Annotated in this window: 11 protein-coding genes; 5 read left to right on the forward strand and 6 right to left on the reverse strand. The window is 74.0% G+C overall.

From position 1 onward, the window contains the following. Window positions 1–721: L,D-transpeptidase family protein (locus ABEA77_RS08625; protein ID WP_345643484.1), on the forward strand; the 721-nt coding region annotated here is incomplete at its 5' end. 114 nt (window positions 722–835) lie between these two features. Here the strand turns inward: ABEA77_RS08625 and ABEA77_RS08630 are convergent. Together ABEA77_RS08630 and ABEA77_RS08635 are read right to left on the reverse strand one after the other, a co-directional pair. Next, entirely contained in the window at window positions 836–1,369 is a 534-nt protein-coding gene (locus tag ABEA77_RS08630; RefSeq protein ID WP_345643486.1) for a hypothetical protein, read from the reverse strand. Window positions 1,370–1,513: 144 nt separating this feature from the next. Beyond that, window positions 1,514–3,106: a CehA/McbA family metallohydrolase gene (locus tag ABEA77_RS08635; RefSeq protein WP_345643489.1), complete on the reverse strand. Its 1,593-nt coding sequence runs from the start codon at window positions 3,104–3,106 to the stop codon at window positions 1,514–1,516. A gap of 225 nt (window positions 3,107–3,331) precedes the next feature. On the opposite strand from ABEA77_RS08635, the gene ABEA77_RS08640 reads away from it, so the two are divergent. Beyond that, entirely contained in the window at window positions 3,332–5,935 is a 2,604-nt protein-coding gene (locus ABEA77_RS08640) for a bifunctional FO biosynthesis protein CofGH (RefSeq protein ID WP_345643492.1), read from the forward strand. Window positions 5,936–6,023: 88 nt separating this feature from the next. Then, a complete protein-coding gene (locus ABEA77_RS08645; RefSeq protein WP_345643495.1) occupies window positions 6,024–7,142 on the forward strand; it encodes an ADP-ribosylglycohydrolase family protein in 1,119 nt (372 codons plus the stop codon). A 96-nt stretch (window positions 7,143–7,238) separates the two neighbouring features. Here ABEA77_RS08645 and ABEA77_RS08650 read toward each other — a convergent pair whose 3' ends face one another. The 4 genes from ABEA77_RS08650 to ABEA77_RS08665 all read right to left on the reverse strand — a co-directional run bounded on the left by ABEA77_RS08650 (window position 7,239) and on the right by ABEA77_RS08665 (window position 11,878). Further along, a complete protein-coding gene (locus ABEA77_RS08650; protein WP_345643498.1) occupies window positions 7,239–8,837 on the reverse strand; it encodes a sodium:solute symporter family protein in 1,599 nt (532 codons plus the stop codon). Window positions 8,838–9,354: 517 nt separating this feature from the next. Then, window positions 9,355–9,555 carry a DUF397 domain-containing protein gene (locus tag ABEA77_RS08655; RefSeq protein ID WP_345643501.1) on the reverse strand — a complete coding sequence of 67 codons (201 nt, stop codon included), beginning with the start codon at window positions 9,553–9,555 and terminating at the stop codon, window positions 9,355–9,357. A gap of 208 nt (window positions 9,556–9,763) precedes the next feature. After that, entirely contained in the window at window positions 9,764–10,624 is an 861-nt protein-coding gene (locus tag ABEA77_RS08660) for a helix-turn-helix domain-containing protein (protein ID WP_345643504.1), read from the reverse strand. 504 nt (window positions 10,625–11,128) lie between these two features. Next, on the reverse strand, window positions 11,129–11,878 hold the full coding sequence (locus tag ABEA77_RS08665) for a GOLPH3/VPS74 family protein (protein ID WP_345643505.1): 750 nt from the start codon (window positions 11,876–11,878) through the stop codon (window positions 11,129–11,131). Window positions 11,879–12,088: 210 nt separating this feature from the next. Between ABEA77_RS08665 and ABEA77_RS08670 the strand changes: the two genes are divergently transcribed. Continuing rightward, window positions 12,089–14,770: a D-alanyl-D-alanine carboxypeptidase gene (locus ABEA77_RS08670; protein WP_345643507.1), complete on the forward strand. Its 2,682-nt coding sequence runs from the start codon at window positions 12,089–12,091 to the stop codon at window positions 14,768–14,770. A 218-nt stretch (window positions 14,771–14,988) separates the two neighbouring features. Then, window positions 14,989–16,815 (forward strand): MFS transporter, encoded by a 1,827-nt coding sequence (locus ABEA77_RS08675; RefSeq protein ID WP_425588233.1) that lies wholly within the window; start codon window positions 14,989–14,991, stop codon window positions 16,813–16,815. Window positions 16,816–16,939: the final 124 nt, after the last annotated feature.

The raw sequence follows: 16,939 nt of genomic DNA on the forward strand, positions 1-16,939 counted from the left end.
ACCCCTTCGGCTTCTCCGTCGACTCGGTCGACATCTCCTCCGGCACCCCGCGGCCCGCGCGGCGGCCACCGCGGCGGGACCGCCGGGGCCGCGGGCCGCGCCGGGCCCGCTTGAGGCGGCCGGCGCCCCGGTCCACCGGCAGCTGCCGGGCCTCGGCCCGCGCACCCTCGCCCAGGTGCCCGCGAGCGCCCGCCAGGTCGTCGTGGTCAGGGGCAGGGACGTGGACTCGCCGCGTGCACGCCTGGTCGCGTACCGCCTCACCGGCGCGGGCTGGGTCACCGACGCCGACTGGCGGGCGCGCAACGCGCGCGACGGCTGGACGCAGGACCACCACGACGACGACCTGCGCTCACCCGTCGGCGTCTTCGGCCTCACCGACGCGGGCGGCCGGCTGCCCGACCCCGGCACCCGCCTGCCGTACGACGCGTCGCCGGACTTCGCGACCGAGGGCACCGGCTTCGAGGGCGAGTCCCTCGCGCACGCCTTCGACTACGTCGTCGCCATCAACTACAACCGCGTCGCGGGCGTCTCGCCGCTCGACCTCAAGCGCCCTCTCGGCGAGGACCGCGGCGGCGGCATCTGGTTCCACGTCGACCACGGCGGCCCCACCCACGGCTGCGTCGCGCTCCCCGAGGACCGCATGAGGCAGCTGCTCCGCCTGCTCGACCCGGCCCTGCGCCCGGTCGTCGTCATGGGCGACGCCGCCTCCCTGGCCCGCTGACCGGGGCGAGGCGCCCGAGGCCCGGGGGAGACCCGGGCGCCTCACCCGGTACTACGTACAAGTCCCTCGAAAGGTTCAATCCCCACCGCCCCCGGCCCGGCGGACGGGCGGGGGTCAGGCGTAGGTGGGGGACTGGGGGGTGGGGATGGTGCGGGCGCGGAGGGTGGTGCGGCGGGCGCGGGCGACGATGGTGCCGAGGCGGAAGACGACCTCGGCGAAGGCCATCAGGATGAGCGCCACCACCCAGGCCTGCGCGGTGGTGATGTCGTGGTCGGCGGAGAAGCGGGCGAGGTGCGCGCCGCCCGAGGCGTGCGAGGACCACACCGCGAAGCCGAGGCGGAAACCCATGCTGAGCACCCAGAGCGCCGCCGCGCTCGGCGTGGCCCTGATGCGGACGTGGCCCTCCGCGTGCCTGACCCGGGTGAGCAGGCCGCCCGCGAGGCCGAAGGCGGCGCCGGTGCCCGCGAAGGCGAGGGCGAGCGCGAGGTCGTTGCCCGCGGTGGGTATGGCGTGCAGGTACTGGCTCGCGGCCCAGCCGACGATGGCAAGCGGCAGCAGGATCGTGCGCACGGTCAGCTTCTCCTCGCGGAGCTGGCGGAACACGACGAGGACCAGCGCGATGTCGATGAACCATTCGGTGAGCGTCATGCCGTCGAGCATCCGCTCCGCGGGCGTTTCCGCGATCAACCCCGGGGTGGAACCACAGGTGGAAATCCGCTCTCCACCCGTGGCTCCGCCCCGGGGTCCCGGCCGTGGCTCCGCCCCGGGCGGGCGGCCCCTCGGCGCGCCCCGTCAGCGTGCGGCGCCTTCCGCGCCGAGGAAGACCGGGTTGGTGAACGCGGCGAGCGCGCCCGGCAGGCCGCCGCTCCCGGGCGCCGCCGGGTGGCGCACCTCGGCGCGCACATAGCTCGCGTACTGCGGCGTGGTCGTCCACACGGCCGAGCCCGAGCCCGTCGCAGGCAGCGGCGAAGGCGCCGTGAACAGGGTGCCCTGGTCGGTCACGAACGACACCGTGCAGCCGGGCGCGCCCGTCACGTCGAGCCGCACGGTCACGTCGTCGCCGGGCCCGGCGCCCGTCAGCCGCTCCCCGATGCCCGCGTGCCCGCCCCTGCCGCCCGAGGCGGTGAGGGCGAGCGAGACCTCCGCGGACTCGGCGACGTAGCTGCGGCCCGCGCGCAGGCCCGCGAGGATCGCGCGGCGGCTCAACTCGTCGGCCAGCACGACCGTCTGCGGCCTGCCGACCGCGTCGGGGTCGCGGTGCGCGTCGCTGTTGCCCATCGCCGGCGTCCACGCGCGGCCCGAACGCACCGACGCCACGAGGCTGTTGTCCCAGTCCGCGAGGGAGACCTCGTCGTCCGGGGTCCACGGCCCGTTCCACACCTCGACGGCGTCCGCGTCGGCGAAGCCGTACTTCCAGTTGCAGCCGATGCACGTCTGGTGCGGGTGCGCGGGCACGACGAGGCCGCCCGCCCTGCGCACGGCGCGCGCGTAGTGGCCGAAGCGGTTGTCGCGGGCCCGGTAGCGCCAGTCCACGAAGGTGCCCGGGTCGGGGGAGAGCGCGAGGACGTGCCCGTTGCGGGTGGTGACCTCCTCGCCGACGAGGATCAGCAGGTCGTCGCCCCACAGCCCGTCCCACGCGCCGTGCGCGGACGTGGTGTTGTGGTCGCTGCTGTGCAGGAAGTCGAGCCCGGCGGCGCGGGCGAGCGCCGCGATCTCGGCGGGCGTGCGCCCGCCGTCCGAGTGCACCGAGTGCAGGTGGCAGTCGCCCCGGTACCAGGCGCGCCCGGCCCCGCGGCGGCCCTTCGCGCGCTCCGGCGGGTACACAGGACGGGGCGTGGGCGCCTGCGGGCCGTGGGTGAGGGTGATCGTCACCTCGTACGGCAGCCCCTCGGGCGCGACCGTGTAGGGGCCGAGCGCGACCTGCCAGGTCCCGGGCCGCACGGGGCCCCTGAGGTAGCCGGGCGTGGCGTCGTCCGAGCGTACGAAGAACTCGGTGCGCGCGCCGCCCGACCAGCCGCGGAAGCCCGCGCCGCCGAGGCCGGTGCCGCGCTCGTCGAACAGTCCGATGTCGAGGGCGTTGCCCTGGGTGCCCGCGGGCACGGCCGGCTTGCCGTACGTGTACGAGACGTGCACCTCGCGCACGCCGCGCGGCACCTCGAAGGGCAGGTACACGAAGTCGGGCGAGCCGGCGGGCAGGGTGCCTGCGACCGTGCGCGAGACGCGGCTCCCGGCGGTGCCCGCCGCCGCGCCGTCAGGATGCGCGGACGGGCCGTCGGCCGCCGCGTCGTGGGCGAAGGTCACGGTGGACAGGGTGAGCGCGGCGGCGGCGCCCGTCACGAGGACGCCGCGGCGGCCGGGCCGCGCGGGGGAGGCTTCGCGGGTCATGAAGGGGATGCTCCTCGGGTTCGCGCTCGGGGGGAACGGGCCACCGCCGCACGATCCGGCACCCCCACGACCCCCGGGTTGCGGCACGGCGACCAGCACATGGCGCGCACCGGACGGCCTCGGCCCGCAACGGGGAGGACGCGCCCCGGGCACCGCCCCTGACCTCGGACTGTGTGCCCCGTCACCTGTTCTGGCGGTCGGGCGGTGGCTCCGTATGCTCGAAGGATGACTACGCACGTGCCCGAGGGGTCAGGGGCCGCCGCAGGGCTGCCCACCGCCAACTCCATGCGCCGCGCCCTGAAACGTGCCCGTGACGGCGTCGCCCTCGACGTCGGCGAGGCCGCCGTGCTGCTCCAGGCCAGGGGGGACGACCTGACCGACCTCGCCGCGTCCGCCGCCCGGGTCAGGGACGCGGGCCTGGCGGCCGCGGGGCGCGCCGGGATCATCACGTACTCGCGCAAGGTCTTCATCCCGCTGACGCGGCTGTGCCGCGACAAGTGCCACTACTGCACCTTCGTCACCGTGCCAGGCAAGCTGCGCCGCGCCGGCCACGGCATGTTCCTCTCGCCCGACGAGGTCCTCGCGATCGCCCGCGAGGGCGCCGCGCTCGGTTGCAAGGAGGCCCTGTTCACGCTCGGCGACAAGCCCGAGGAGCGCTGGCCGGAGGCGCGCGAGTGGCTGGAGGCCGAGGGGTACGACGACACCCTCGCCTATGTGCGGGCCATGGCGATCCGCGTGCTGGAGGAGACCGGGCTGCTGCCCCACCTCAACCCGGGCGTCATGTCGTGGACCGACCTCCAGCGGCTCAAGCCGGTCGCCCCCTCGATGGGGATGATGCTGGAGACCACCGCGACCCGCCTGTGGTCCGAGCCGGGCGGCCCGCACCACGGCTCGCCCGACAAGGAGCCGGCCGTGCGGCTGCGCGTCCTTGAGGACGCGGGCCGCTCCAACGTGCCGTTCACCACCGGCGTCCTGATCGGCATCGGCGAGTCGTACGAGGAGCGCGCCGACGCCCTCTTCGAACTGCGCCGCACCGCCCGCGCCTACCACGGCATCCAGGAAGTCATCGTGCAGAACTTCCGCGCCAAGCCGGACACGGCGATGCGCGGCATGCCCGACGCCGAACTGGAGGAGCTGGCCGCCGCGATCGCCGTCGCCCGGCACATCCTCGGCCCGTCCGCCCGCATCCAGGCCCCGCCGAACCTCGTCGACGCCGAGTACGCGCTGCTGATCCGCGCGGGCATCGACGACTGGGGCGGTGTCTCGCCGCTCACCCCCGACCACGTCAACCCGGAGCGGCCCTGGCCGCACATCGACGAACTCGCGGCGAAGACCGCGGAGTCCGGTTTCGAGCTGCGGGAACGCCTCACGATCTACCCGGAGTTCATCCGGCGCGGCGAGCCCTGGCTCGACCCGCGGCTGCTGCCGCACGTCACCGCGCTCGCCGACCCGGAGACCGGCCTCGCCCGGGAGGACGTGATCCCGGTGGGGCTGCCCTGGCAGGAGCCGGACGAGGTGTTCACCTCCACCGGCAGGACCGACCTGCACCGCACCATCGACACCGAGGGCCGCACCGGCGACCGCCGCGACGACTTCGACGTGGTGTACGGGGACTGGGACGCGCTGCGCGAGGCCGCGGCGCCCGGCATGGCGCCCGAACGCATCGACGGCGATGTGCGCCAGGCCCTCGGTCAGGCCGCCGACGACCCGACGAAGCTCACCGACGAGCAGGCCCTCGCCCTCTTCCACGCCGACGGGCCCGCGCTCGACACGCTCACCCGCATCGCGGACGAGCTGCGCAGGGACGTGGTCGGCGACGACGTCACGTACATCGTCACCCGCAACATCAACTTCACCAACGTCTGCTACACCGGCTGCCGGTTCTGCGCGTTCGCGCAGCGCCGCACCGACGCCGACGCGTACACCCTCTCCCTCTCCCAGGTCGCGGACCGCGCAGAACAGGCGTGGGACGTGGGCGCGGTGGAGGTCTGCATGCAGGGCGGCATCCACCCGGACCTGCCCGGCACCGCCTACTTCGACATCGCGCGGGCCGTGAGGGAACGCGTGCCCGGCATGCACGTGCACGCGTTCTCACCGATGGAGGTCGTCAACGGCGCCACCCGCACCGGGCTTTCGATCCGCGAGTGGCTGACCGCGGCGAAGGAGGCCGGGCTCGGCTCGATCCCCGGCACGGCCGCCGAGATCCTCGACGACGAGGTCCGCTGGATCCTCACCAAGGGCAAGCTGCCCACCGCCACCTGGATCGAGGTCGTGAAGACCGCGCACGAACTCGGCATCCGCTCGTCGTCCACGATGATGTACGGGCACGTCGACCAGCCCCGCCACTGGCTCGGCCACCTGCGCACCCTCGCCGGCATCCAGCAGGAGACCGGCGGCTTCACGGAGTTCGTGACGCTGCCGTTCATCCACACCAACGCGCCCGTGTACCTCGCCGGCATCGCGCGCCCCGGCCCGACCGACCGCGACAACCGGGCGGTGACGGCGATGGCCCGCCTGCTGCTGCACCCGTACATCCCCAACATCCAGACGAGTTGGGTGAAGCTCGGCACGGAGGGCGCGGCCGAAATGCTGCGCTCCGGCGCCAACGACCTCGGCGGCACCCTGATGGAGGAGACCATCTCCCGTATGGCCGGGTCGAGTTACGGCTCGTACCGGTCCATCAAGGACCTCCAGGCCATCGCGGAGGCCGCGGGCCGCCCGTCCCGGCCGCGCACCACCCTGTACGGAGAGGTCCCCGAGGAGCGCGTACGGGCCGCCTCGGCCTCCGACGGCCACCTGCCGCAACTGCTGCCGCTGGTCGCGGAGTGAGGCCGCGCCGGGCCCCGGGACGGTAGGTTTCTCCGCCGGGGCCCGGAAGGCCCGCGGGTCGAGGGCTGCCTGACGTGGGGAGTGACGGGTGAGCGCGGTGTGGGGCCGGGCCGAGCAGCTGGACTTCCGCAGCCGGGTGCGCGGCTGCCTGCTCGGCGGCGCGATCGGCGACGCGGTGGGCGCGGGGGTCTCGGGCGCGGGCGCCCCGGGTACGGGCTCGCCGGGCGCGGCGCCCGAGCCCGGCTCGCTGCCCGCGGAGGTCGACCTCGTGCCCGCTTACGGCAGGCGCGGCGCGGTGACCTGGGCGACCCAGCTGACGATGTTCACCGTCGACGGCCTGATCCGCGCGCAGATCCGCCGCGAGCGCGGCCACTGGCACCCGCCGACCGACGTCCACAGGGCGCACCGGCGCTGGTACTCCACCCAGCGCGACTGGGGCCCCGACGAGCGGCGCGCGGACAACGGCTGGCTCGCCCTCGAAGAGTGGCTGTACGCGCGCCGCGACCCGGCGCGCCCGCTGCTGCTCGGTCTCGGCGACGAGGTGATGGGCACCACCGAGGCCCCGAAGAACCCGCGGGCCCGCGACGCCGGTGCCGCCCTGCGCTCCGCGCCGTTCGGCCTTCTGGTGGGCTGGGAACCGGAGTTGGTGTCCCTGCTCGCGGACGAGTGCGCGGTGCACACGCACGGCCATCCGGCGGCGAGGCGCTCCGCCTCCGCGTACGCGGTGATCGTGCACGGCCTCGCACGCCGCGCCCCGCTGGAGGCCGCGGTCGGCGCCGCGCTCGGACTGCTCGCGGGGCAGCCGGGCGCCGAGCCCGTCAGCAGGGCACTCGACGAGGCGCTGGAGAGCGTGCGCGCCGGGGTGCCGGACGTGCACCGGGTGGCCGCGCTCGGCGGCAGCGGCGGCGCGGAGGACGCGCTCGCCGTCGCGGTCTACTGTGCGCTCGTCGCCGAGGACGTGCGGCACGGCCTGTCGCTTGCCGCCGCGGGCCCCACGGCCGCGGCCGCCGCCCCGCTGTGCGGAGCCCTGCTCGGCGCCTGGCACGGCGAGACGGCCCTGCCGCCGCTGTGGCTCGCCGAACTCGAAGGCCGGGCCGCGCTGTTGGAGCTGGCCGACGACTTCGCCATGGAACTCACCCAGGCCCAGGCCCTGCACGGCCCCGGCGCCCGCGAGGAGGCATGGCTGCGGCGGTACCCGGTCGGCTGAGCCCCTCGGCCGCCGGCCCGCCGCGGGGAGGCGCGGCGGGCAGGACGGGCGGGTGCGCGGGGCGCGTGGGCCGAAGGCGCCGCCGGGCGCCCGGGGTCAGGTGCGGGCGTCGGGCCCCGAGGACGCGTCCGCGCCCGTGTCCGCGGCCCTGTCCCCCGCCGGCTGCGGCGGCACGGCGGCCGTGCCCGCGGCGTCCGGCTCCGGGCCGTCCTCGTTGATCTTCGCGAGGAGCGCGTCGAGGCCGGGCGCCTCCTGCGGGCGCAGGAAGCCGAGGACGATGTAGAGCACCAGCGAGATCGCGCACGGCACCGACACCTGGTACTCCAGGCCGACACCGCCCTCGACTGCCCAGTTGATCGGGTAGTTGACCAGCCAGAACGCGATCAGGCCCGCGGCCCAGCTGGTGATCGCCGCGAAGGATCCCGAGCGGCGGAACGCCCGCAGCATGCCGAGCATGAACGGGATCGCGATCGGGCCCATAAGACCCGCCACCCACTTGATCACGACAGTGATGATGTCCTTGAACGTGGGCGAGTTGACCTGCGTGGCCACCGCCATCGACAGCGCGAGGAACGCCAGCGTCGAGAGCCGCGCCGCGACCAGGCCCGCCCGGGTGGACCAGGTGCGGGCCGACTTGGAGAGGACCGGCGCCAGGTCGCGGGTGAAGACCGCGGAGATCGCGTTCGCGTCGCCCGAGCACATCGCCATGGTGTGCGAGAAGAAACCCACGACGACCAGGCCGAGCAGCCCGTGCGGGATCAGCTGCTCGGTCAGCAGCGCGTACGAGTCCGAGGCGTCCGGCTTCGCGGCGTGCACCAGCAGCGGTGCGCACCACATGGGGAAGAACAGCACCAGCGGCCAGACCAGCCACAGCACGGCCGACAGCGTCGCCGACCTGCTCGCCTCGCGGGGCGTGCGCGTCGCCATGTAGCGCTGCGCCTGGTTCCACATGCCGCCGTTGTACTCGAAGGTCTTGATGAACAGGAACGCCACCAGGAAGATCCCGGTGTACGGGCCCGCGGTCGGATTCCCGTGGCCCGCGGGCAGCTTGTCCCAGACCGTCCACAGCGTGTCGAAGCCGCCGAGCTTCGCCGTCACCGCGACCAGCATCGCGATCCCCGCGACGAACTGGATGATGAACTGGCCGAGTTCGGTCAGCGCGTCCGCCCACAGACCACCGACCGTGCAGTACAGCGCCGTGATCGCGCCGGTGATCATGATGCCCTGGGTGAGCGAGAGTCCGGTGAACACTGACAGCAGGGTGGCGATCGCCGCCCACTTGGACGCCACGTCGACGATCTTCAGCAACAGGCCGGACCAGGCCAGCAGTTGCTGCGTCTTCACGTCGTAGCGGTCCTTCAGGTACTCCAGCGGCGACGCCACGTGCAACCGGGCGCGCAGCCGGTTGAGCCGCGGCGCGAACAGCTTGATGCCGATCGCCACGCCCACCGCGATCGGGAAGGACCACGTCCAGAACGACGTGACGCCGTAGGTGTACGCGATGCCCGCGTAACCGGTGAACATCACCGCGCTGTAGCCGGACATGTGGTGCGAGATGCCCGAGAGCCACCAGGGCATCCGGCCGCCCGCGGTGAAGAAGTCGCCGACGTCGCCGACGCGTTTGTGCGACCACACACCGATCGCGATCATCACGGCGAAGTACGCGATGAGCACGACCCAGTCGAGGCTGTTCATATGCCCCCTCCAGGGGTCCGCCTTGTGAACGTCCGGTCGCTCTCTGCCGGTTGTTCCGCGGGCGGGGGCCGCCCTTGCGGGAAGGGGGACTCCGGGGGATTGAACCGTCAGGCGTGGGGGCGGGTCAAGGGTGAGGTTGGTCAGGGATGTGAACCCAGATCAGCTAACCGAACGATTTTACTATCCCTTGACTTGGTAAAGAGTTGTCGTGGTCGTGACCGCCGCCACACCATGGGTGAGCTCTCTGTCGGGCTCATGCCATGTGAGGCCGTACGGCGGCCGTCGCGTGCGAACGAGGACGGCGAACGAGGACGGCCGGGCGCGGGATGCGGGTCCCGCGGTGGCCGCGGAAGGGGGAACGGCGCCGCGGGCGGCGGGCGTTGCGTCGCGGGGGAGGGGTGTGCGCGGCTTCACGGGGGCCGGCCGGGTGGCGGGGACCCCGGGCACGGCCGAGCCCCCTCGGCCAGGACGGCGGACCGGTCGAGAGGGCTCCGAGAACTGCGGTGGGTCGGGCGGGTCAGAACCCGCCGCCGTGCACCTCGGTGACGAACGACGTCCACGAGGTGGGGGAGAAGGCGATCGAGGGGCCCTCGGGGGCCTTCGAGTCACGGACGTCGACCGTCAGGACCTCGGGGGACCTGACCTCGACGCACGCACCGTTTCCGCCCGAGTAGGACGACTTGGTCCACGTCTCCGTGGCGCCCTGAAGGATTGCCATGCTTCTTCACTCCGGTTCGGCAAGTGGTGTGAAATCACGCCAACTTTCTGCTGGCGCGATCGACGCTACTCGCCCGGCCTCGTGGACGGGACGGCCGTTCACTCGTTTGGGTGGCATATTCCAGGGGGATGGTCTGATCATCGCCCCACTCGGTGTACTCTCCCCGCACCCTGAACAACGTCCAAGATCAACACCCTTCTGAGAGGTGCTACTTGGCGGTGTAGTCCTTCGCGATCGCGGAGATGAAGTCCCGCGTCTGCTCGACGTTGAGGGCCTGCGCGCGCAGGTGCTCGTACATCACGCTGTACCGCTGGACGTCGTTGGCCTTCTCCAGGTAGAGGTCGCTCGTGACGCCCTCGATGTAGACGACGCTGGAGTCCGACGCGTCGGGGAACTCCAGGATCGCGTAGTGCCCGCTGATGCCCGGGTGGGCGCCCATCTCGAACGGCAGTACCTGCACGGTCACATGGGGCAGGTGCGACTGGTCGAGCAGGTGTTCGAGCTGCTCCCGCATGAGCTGCTTGCCGCCCACGACCCGGCGCAGCGCCGCCTCGTCCACCACGGCCCACAGCCGCAGCGGCGACTCGCCGTCCTTGATCCGGTCCTGCCGCCGCATCCGCACGCCCACGCGCTTGTCCACGTCGGCCTTGCTGTACTCCGGCAGCGCGCCCGTGACGAGCGCCTCCGCGTAGTCCCGGGTCTGGAGCAGCCCCGGCACCACCTGGGGCTCGTACACCCGCAGCGACGCCGCGTCGGTCTCCAGGCCGATGTAGACGCTGTACGGGATGTCGCCGAACGCGTGCCACCATCCTTGCTGGCGCGAATCCTTCGCCATCTGCATCAGCGAATCGACAATGCGGCGGTCGTCGACCTCGTAGACCCCGCACAGGTCGCGCACGTCGCGCTGGCTGATCGACCTGCGCCCGTTCTCCAGTCGGCTGATCTTCGACTGGGAGACGAGCAGGCGCTCCGCGACCTCCTCGGCCGTCATGCCCCGCTGCTCGCGGAGCCTGCGCAGCTCCTGGCCCAATCGGCGTCGCCTGACAGTGGGGTTGACGTTGGACGCCACGGGGACTGCACCTCCGGTGGAAGGGGGGTCGGCACGCCGTCCTGCGACCGCGCGAGCGGCCGGCCGTGCGGCGGTAGCTGTACGTATCTACTGCTCAGCAGATTGCCATCGATCGGCCCGGTCCCGCTGGGAAACGGTGAGACAGGCCCCCCGCGGGCGCCCGGTTCGTGCGCACGCGCGCGCGGGGCAGTCCGGCGATCGGACTGCCCCGCGCGCGGGGTTGCGGCTCCCGGACCGGCTCTGGGCGTCGGTACGGCGTGCGGCACGTGCGGCACGCGGCGGTGCGGGCCCGCGACGGCCGCCCTCCGACTGCCGGGGCGGCCGCCCGCGTGTAATGCCCGTACGGGCACCCATGCGGGCGCCACGGGCCCCCTACGGGCCGCGGCGCGCGTCCGGTGCCGCGCGCGACCCGCGCGGCACCGGACGCGGCCCAGGGTCCTCCGTCTGGATCGTGCCGGGCTCGCGTGCCCCGGTGCCGCATCCGCCTGATCCAGACGAAAGACCCTAGTGCGCCGGCACGCGGGCCATGCCCCCGCTCCGGCTCGGCTGCATCGGGACGCCTCCGGGGCGCCCGCCCGCGCTCTGACCGGTCGCGGCCGCCCCCTGGGCGGGGCCGCGCCGCGGCGGGGCCGCGACGCCGTTCTGCACGTCCATCACGGCGTGCGCGACGAGACCGCCCATGGGGTCGTGCCTAATCAGGTCCCGGAGCCTGGAGCGCGAAGAACGCCCCTCGTTCCCCGGGTACAGGTGCTTGCCGAGGCCGACCGCGTGGGCCAGCGCGGCGAGCGCCGCGGTCCGCGGATCCGGCGGTACGCCGGTGCGGATCGCACTGTCGAGCCGGGCCCTGATCTCCCGGCTGACCGCCGTGTCCGTCGCTTGGTAGCGCGTCGTCGGCAGCACCCCGCACATCTGGCCCGCCACGGCATGCACCATGCCGCACCGCTCCAGGTGCGTGAGATACGTCTGGCGCAGCCCCAGCCGGGGCCCGCCGATCCAGTGCACGGCCCGGACCGGGCTGCCGCGTCTGCGCAGCAGCTCCAGTGCGGAGTCCAGCGTCGGATCTCCGGTCGGCCGTGGCATCACCACGGCGATACGATCCCCGTCAGGGGCTATCCGGCCTGCCATCGCCAGCTCTACTAGCTGTGCTCCGGCCAGGCCGAGGTCGAGCGACTGCGGCTGCGCTGTGGTACCCGTGGTCGGGTCCAGAGCGAGCAGCAGAAGCTCCTCCGGAATTGTTCTGCGGCTCCTGCCCATCCATGCCTCCCCGCGTGGATGAATGACAGGGTGACCCCTCTCACATTGGTCTGTCGAGAGCGCCTGGGTGCTTTGTGCGGGAACCGTTATGTATGTCGTTCTCGTCTAGGACACGGGCGCAGGTCCCGAACGGGAAACTGGGAGACGGTTCGGACAGCGCGGTCCGGCGCGGGTAGGCGCCGTACGGCGGAGCGATACGAAGGAGACACGGTGGCGGGCGAGTCCCCCGGCAAGTCGGAACAGCACAAGGCGTCGGGGGAGACGGGCCCGGACGAACGCGAGGCGGGCGCGAGCGGCCCGGAGGGCGCTGCGAACGTTGCGGAAGCGAACACCGAGGCCGAGTCCGACGCCGAAGCGGCCATAACCCCCGCGCCAGGGGCCACGCGGCCCGCCGGCGCGACGGGCGCCGGGGGCGCCACCGCCAAGGGAGCGGACACCGCCGCAGGCACGGGCGAGCGCCCCGTGGCCGCGAGGGGCGGCGCAGACACCGCCGAGCGCGCGGTCCCGGAGCCCACGGCCACTCGGCCCGCCGGCGCGGGCGCCGAGGCTGCCGACGCGGAGCCCGGCGACCCGGAGTCGGGCGGCGCCGGCGCGGGCACCGCGAAGGTGCCCGACGCACGGTCGGGCGACGCCGGCGCGTCCGGCGCGAAGCCGTCCGGCACCAAGCCCGCCAGCTTCGAGGCGGCCGAAGCCGAGGCGGACCCCGCCGAGTCCGCGGCTCTTACGACATCGGGCGCCGAGTCTCCCGAGCCGAAGCGGGCCGGCACGGCCGCCGCCGCCCCGAAGACCCCGGACGGGGAGGCATCCGGCGCGAAGACCTCCGGCGGCGATGCCCCGACCGCGAAGGGCCCCGACCCCGAGGCCCCCGGTGGCAAGGTCCCGGCGGCCTCCGCCTCCGGCACGGCCGCTGCTGCCCCGAAGACCCCGGACGGGGAGGCATCCGGCGCGAAGACGTCCGGCGCCGACGCCTCCGGCGGCCTGGCCGCCGACACCGAGGCCCCGGGCGCCAACTCCCCCGAGGGCGGTGCCCCCGGAGGGAAGGCAGCCGGGGGCGAGTCCCCGGCTTCCGGCGCGAAGGCGGCTTCCGGTGCGAAGGCGCAGGGCGGCTCGGCTGCCGGTCCCAAGGGCCCCGGTCCCAAGGGCCCCGGTGGTGAGGCCCCTGGTGGAAAGGCCTCCGGCGCCAAGTCCCCTGAGGGCGGGGCCCCCGGCCCGAAGGGCTCTGGTGGCGGGACCTCCGGCGGGAAGACATCCGGCGGCAAGGCCCCAGACGGCGGGGCCCCCGGTGGGAAGGCCTCCGGTGCGAAGGACTCCGGTGGGGTGCCCGCGCCGGCTTCTGGGGAGCGGGCCCCGGGCGTGGTGGACCAGCCGACGACCGCGCTGCGGCGCGGGACGGACCAGCCGACGACCGCGATCCGGGCCGTCTCGGTGTCCGGCGCGACCGCGCGGACCGACCAGCCGACGACCGCGCTCAAGCTGCCCGACGCCCCGGCGCTCAACGGCCGTGCGGGTGCCGAGGGCAGCACGTTCGTACCGCTCAAGCGCGACGACGCTGAGGCCGGCGGGGCGGGCGGGCCCATCACGCCCGTGATCGACCCCGAGCGGACCGCCCAGCAGCCCGTACCGCCGAAGGACCCGCTCGACCTGCTCGCCGAGCTGACGAACACGCCGGACACCCCGGTCCGCGTGGTCGTGCGGCGGTTCAAGATCTGGACGCCGCTCGTCGTCCTGCTGGCGATCGTCTACGTCGTCGTGCAGGCCGTACGCCCGCTGCCGACGCCGTCGTTGCAGCTGACCGCGTCCGCCACGTACAGCTTCGCGGGGAAGAAGCCGCGGCTGCCGTGGCCCTCCGAGGGTCAGGGCTACCTCGCCGCGCCAGGACTCGGGACGATGGACTCGTTCGGCAAGGAGACCCCCGTACCGGTCGGCAGCGTGGCCAAGATGATGACCGCGTACCTGGTGCTCAAGGACCACCCGCTGAAAACCGGCGCCAAGGGCCCCTCGATCCCCGTCGACAAGCGGGCCGAGCAGGAGGGCGGCCTCGACAGCGAGGGCGAGTCGACGCTCAACACGATCAAGGCGGGCGACAAGCTCAGCCTCAAGGACGCGCTGTCCGCCCTGATGATCCCCTCGGCGAACAACGTCGCCCGCCTGCTGGCCCGCTGGGACGCGGGCTCGGAGGCGGCCTTCGTCAAGAAGATGAACGCCGAGGCGGCGTCGCTCGGCATGGACCACACCACGTACACCGACCCCTCGGGCCTCAAGTCGTCCACGGTGAGCACGGCGAAGGACCAGGTGGTGCTCGGGCAGAAGCTCGTCGGCATCCCGGCGCTCACCGCGATCACGGTCCTGCCGCAGTGGACCGACCCGTCAGGACACACCTGGCGCAACTACAACACCCTCGTCCCGTACAACGGCGCGATCGGCCTGAAGACCGGCACGACCAACGCGGCCGGCGGCAACCTGGTGTTCGCCGCGCACAGGGTGGTCGACGGCAAGGACCAGCTGATCGTCGGCGCGATCTTCGGCCAGCACAAGCCCGCCATCATCGACACCGTCAACGCGGTCAGCAAGACCGCGCTGCTCGCCGCCGAGGGCGAGCTGAAGCGGGCCGCGGTGGTCCGCGAGGGCCAGGTCGTCGGCGAGGTGGACGACGGCATGGGCGGCACGGTGCCGGTCGTGGCCACGGCCGACGCGAAGGCGGTCGGCTGGGGCGGCCTCACCGAGAAGCTGGCGCTCGACAGCGGCTCCACGCCCGTCCCGCACGAGGCGAAGGCGGGCACCCGGGTCGGCACGCTGACCGTCGGCAACGGCCTCAGCTCCACGAAGATCCCGGTGGCCCTCCAGCACGACCTGACGGAGCCGGGGCTCGGCGCCAAGCTCACCCACTTCTGAGCCCCTGTCCTGGCCCCTTCCGAGCCCGCGCCCCCGGCGGCGCCCCCTCCCCGAGAGGGCGCCGCCGGGGGCGCCGCGGCGTGAGGCGTCCCCTACGGCGCGCCGCGCCCGCGTGCTAGCGTCCCGAGGCGGGGGCGGGGAGTGTTCGGCAACTGTTCGGCGGGACGACGGCGTCCTTCCCTGTGCCGGACCACCAAGGGGAGACGTGGAGTGCCGCAGTGACCACCGCCGAGCCGCCGCGGGCGGCGCTGCCGACGACACCCGCGGCCGGGCCCGCCGCCGTCCCCGCACCGCGGGCGCCCTCGCCCTCGCCCGCCACGGGCTTCCGCGCGTTCGCCCTGCGCCACCCCGTCCTGCTGACCGCGGGCGTGGCGCTCGCCGCGCACCTCGTCTGGTTCTTCTTCCTCGCGAACAGCGGCGGTGACATCGCCGCGCAGGACGCGTGGGCCGAGTTCGTCGGCAGGCATCCCGACTCGGCGTACAACCTCGCCTGGTACGGCGGCATGCACCCGGTCTCGTACAGCGTCGTCTCGCCGTACCTGATGTCGCTGCTCGGCGTGCGCTCCACGATGATCGTGGCGGGCACCGTCTCGTCCGCGCTGACCGCGCTCGTGCTGGTGCGTGTCAAGGCCGTGCGCAACCCCGTCGCCTGCTCCATGGCCGGGGTGTTCGCCTTCTTCTGCAACGCGATGTCGGGGCGTGTGACCTTCGGTCTCGGTGTGGTGTTCGCGCTCGGCGCGGTCGCCGCCGTGTTCTGCTGGCCGCACCGGTGGCGTACGAACCGGTGGGGGAAGGCGGCCGTCGCCGCGCCGCTCGCGGGCCTCGCGACGGCGGCGAGCCCCGTCGCGGGCCTGTTCCTCGGGATCGTCGCGGTCGCCCTTTTCTGCTGCGGGCGACGGCCCGGCGCGTACACGCTGGGGCTGCCGCCGCTGCTCGTCGAGGCGCTGTCCGTCTGGCTGTTCCCGTTCTCCGGCACGCAGCCGATGTCGGTCGGCACGGCCGCGCTGCCGTTCCTGTTCGCCGCGGCCGTCTTCGTGCTCGTGCCGCGCGACTGGCGCACCGTGCGGATCGCCGCCGTCGTCTACGGGCTCGGCACCGTCGCCACCTGGGCGGTCGACTCGCAGATCGGCTCCAACGTCTCGCGTCTCGCGATGGTCGTGGGCGCGGTGGTGCTGCTCGCGGCGATCCCGTACGCGGCGCTCGGCTCGCTGCGCTGGTGCGCGCTGGTCCTCGCGTTCGCCGGCGTCAACGTGTGGACGGGCTTCAAGGGCGTCGACGACATGGTGATCACGGCGCCCACCGCGTCGTGGACCCGCGAACTCGCGCCGCTCGTGCACCAGTTGCAGAAGGCGGGCGCGGCGAAGGGCCGGGTGGAGGTCGTGCCGGCCCGCAGCCACCGCGAGGCGTCCGCGCTCTCCCCGTACGTCAACCTCGCGCGCGGCTGGAACCGGCAGGCGGACATCGCGCGCAACCCGCTGTTCTACGACGACACGCTGACCGCGGACAACTACCGCGGCTGGCTCGACCGGTGGGCCGTGCACTTCGTCGTCCTGCCGCAGGGCAGGCCCGACGAGGGGGCGGCCCGCGAGGCGGCGCTCGTCCGGCACGGCGAGCCGTACCTGCACAAGCTGTGGGGCGACGCCAACTGGCAGCTGTACGCGGTCAAGGATCCGATGCCGATGGCCGACCCGCCCGCCACGGTGGACCGCGCGGGCGCCGGCGAGCTGACGATCCGGGTGCGGCAGCCGGGCCGCGTGCTGATCAGGATCCCGTACTCGCCGTGGCTCGGCCTCGTCGACGCCCGGGGCAAGAGCCTGCCGCCGCCCGAGGAGACCCCCGCGTCCAAGGCGCGCGCGGCGCGCGGCGGCGCCGACGCCGACCTGCCGAAGGAGTACGTCAACCGGGCGGGCTGCCTGACGAAGGCCGACAAGGACGACGACGGCGACGAGTGGACGATCCTGCTCGCGCCGAAGCCTGGCGTGTACCGGCTCGCCGCCCCCTACCAGCTCCCGCGCGGCACGGGCTGCCCCCCGGAGCTGCGGTAGCGGGAGCCGCGGCGCCACCCCCGCCGCGGACCGGCCCCGCCCGTGCGACGTCCGGGCGCGCCGGGCGGCCGGGCGGCCGTGTGCGCCGAGCCGGGCGCGTCGGGCGTCCGGGCGCGCGGGGCCG

The sequence above is a fragment of the Streptomyces tremellae genome (assembly GCF_039540215.1).
GTDB lineage: Bacteria > Actinomycetota > Actinomycetes > Streptomycetales > Streptomycetaceae > Streptomyces > Streptomyces tremellae.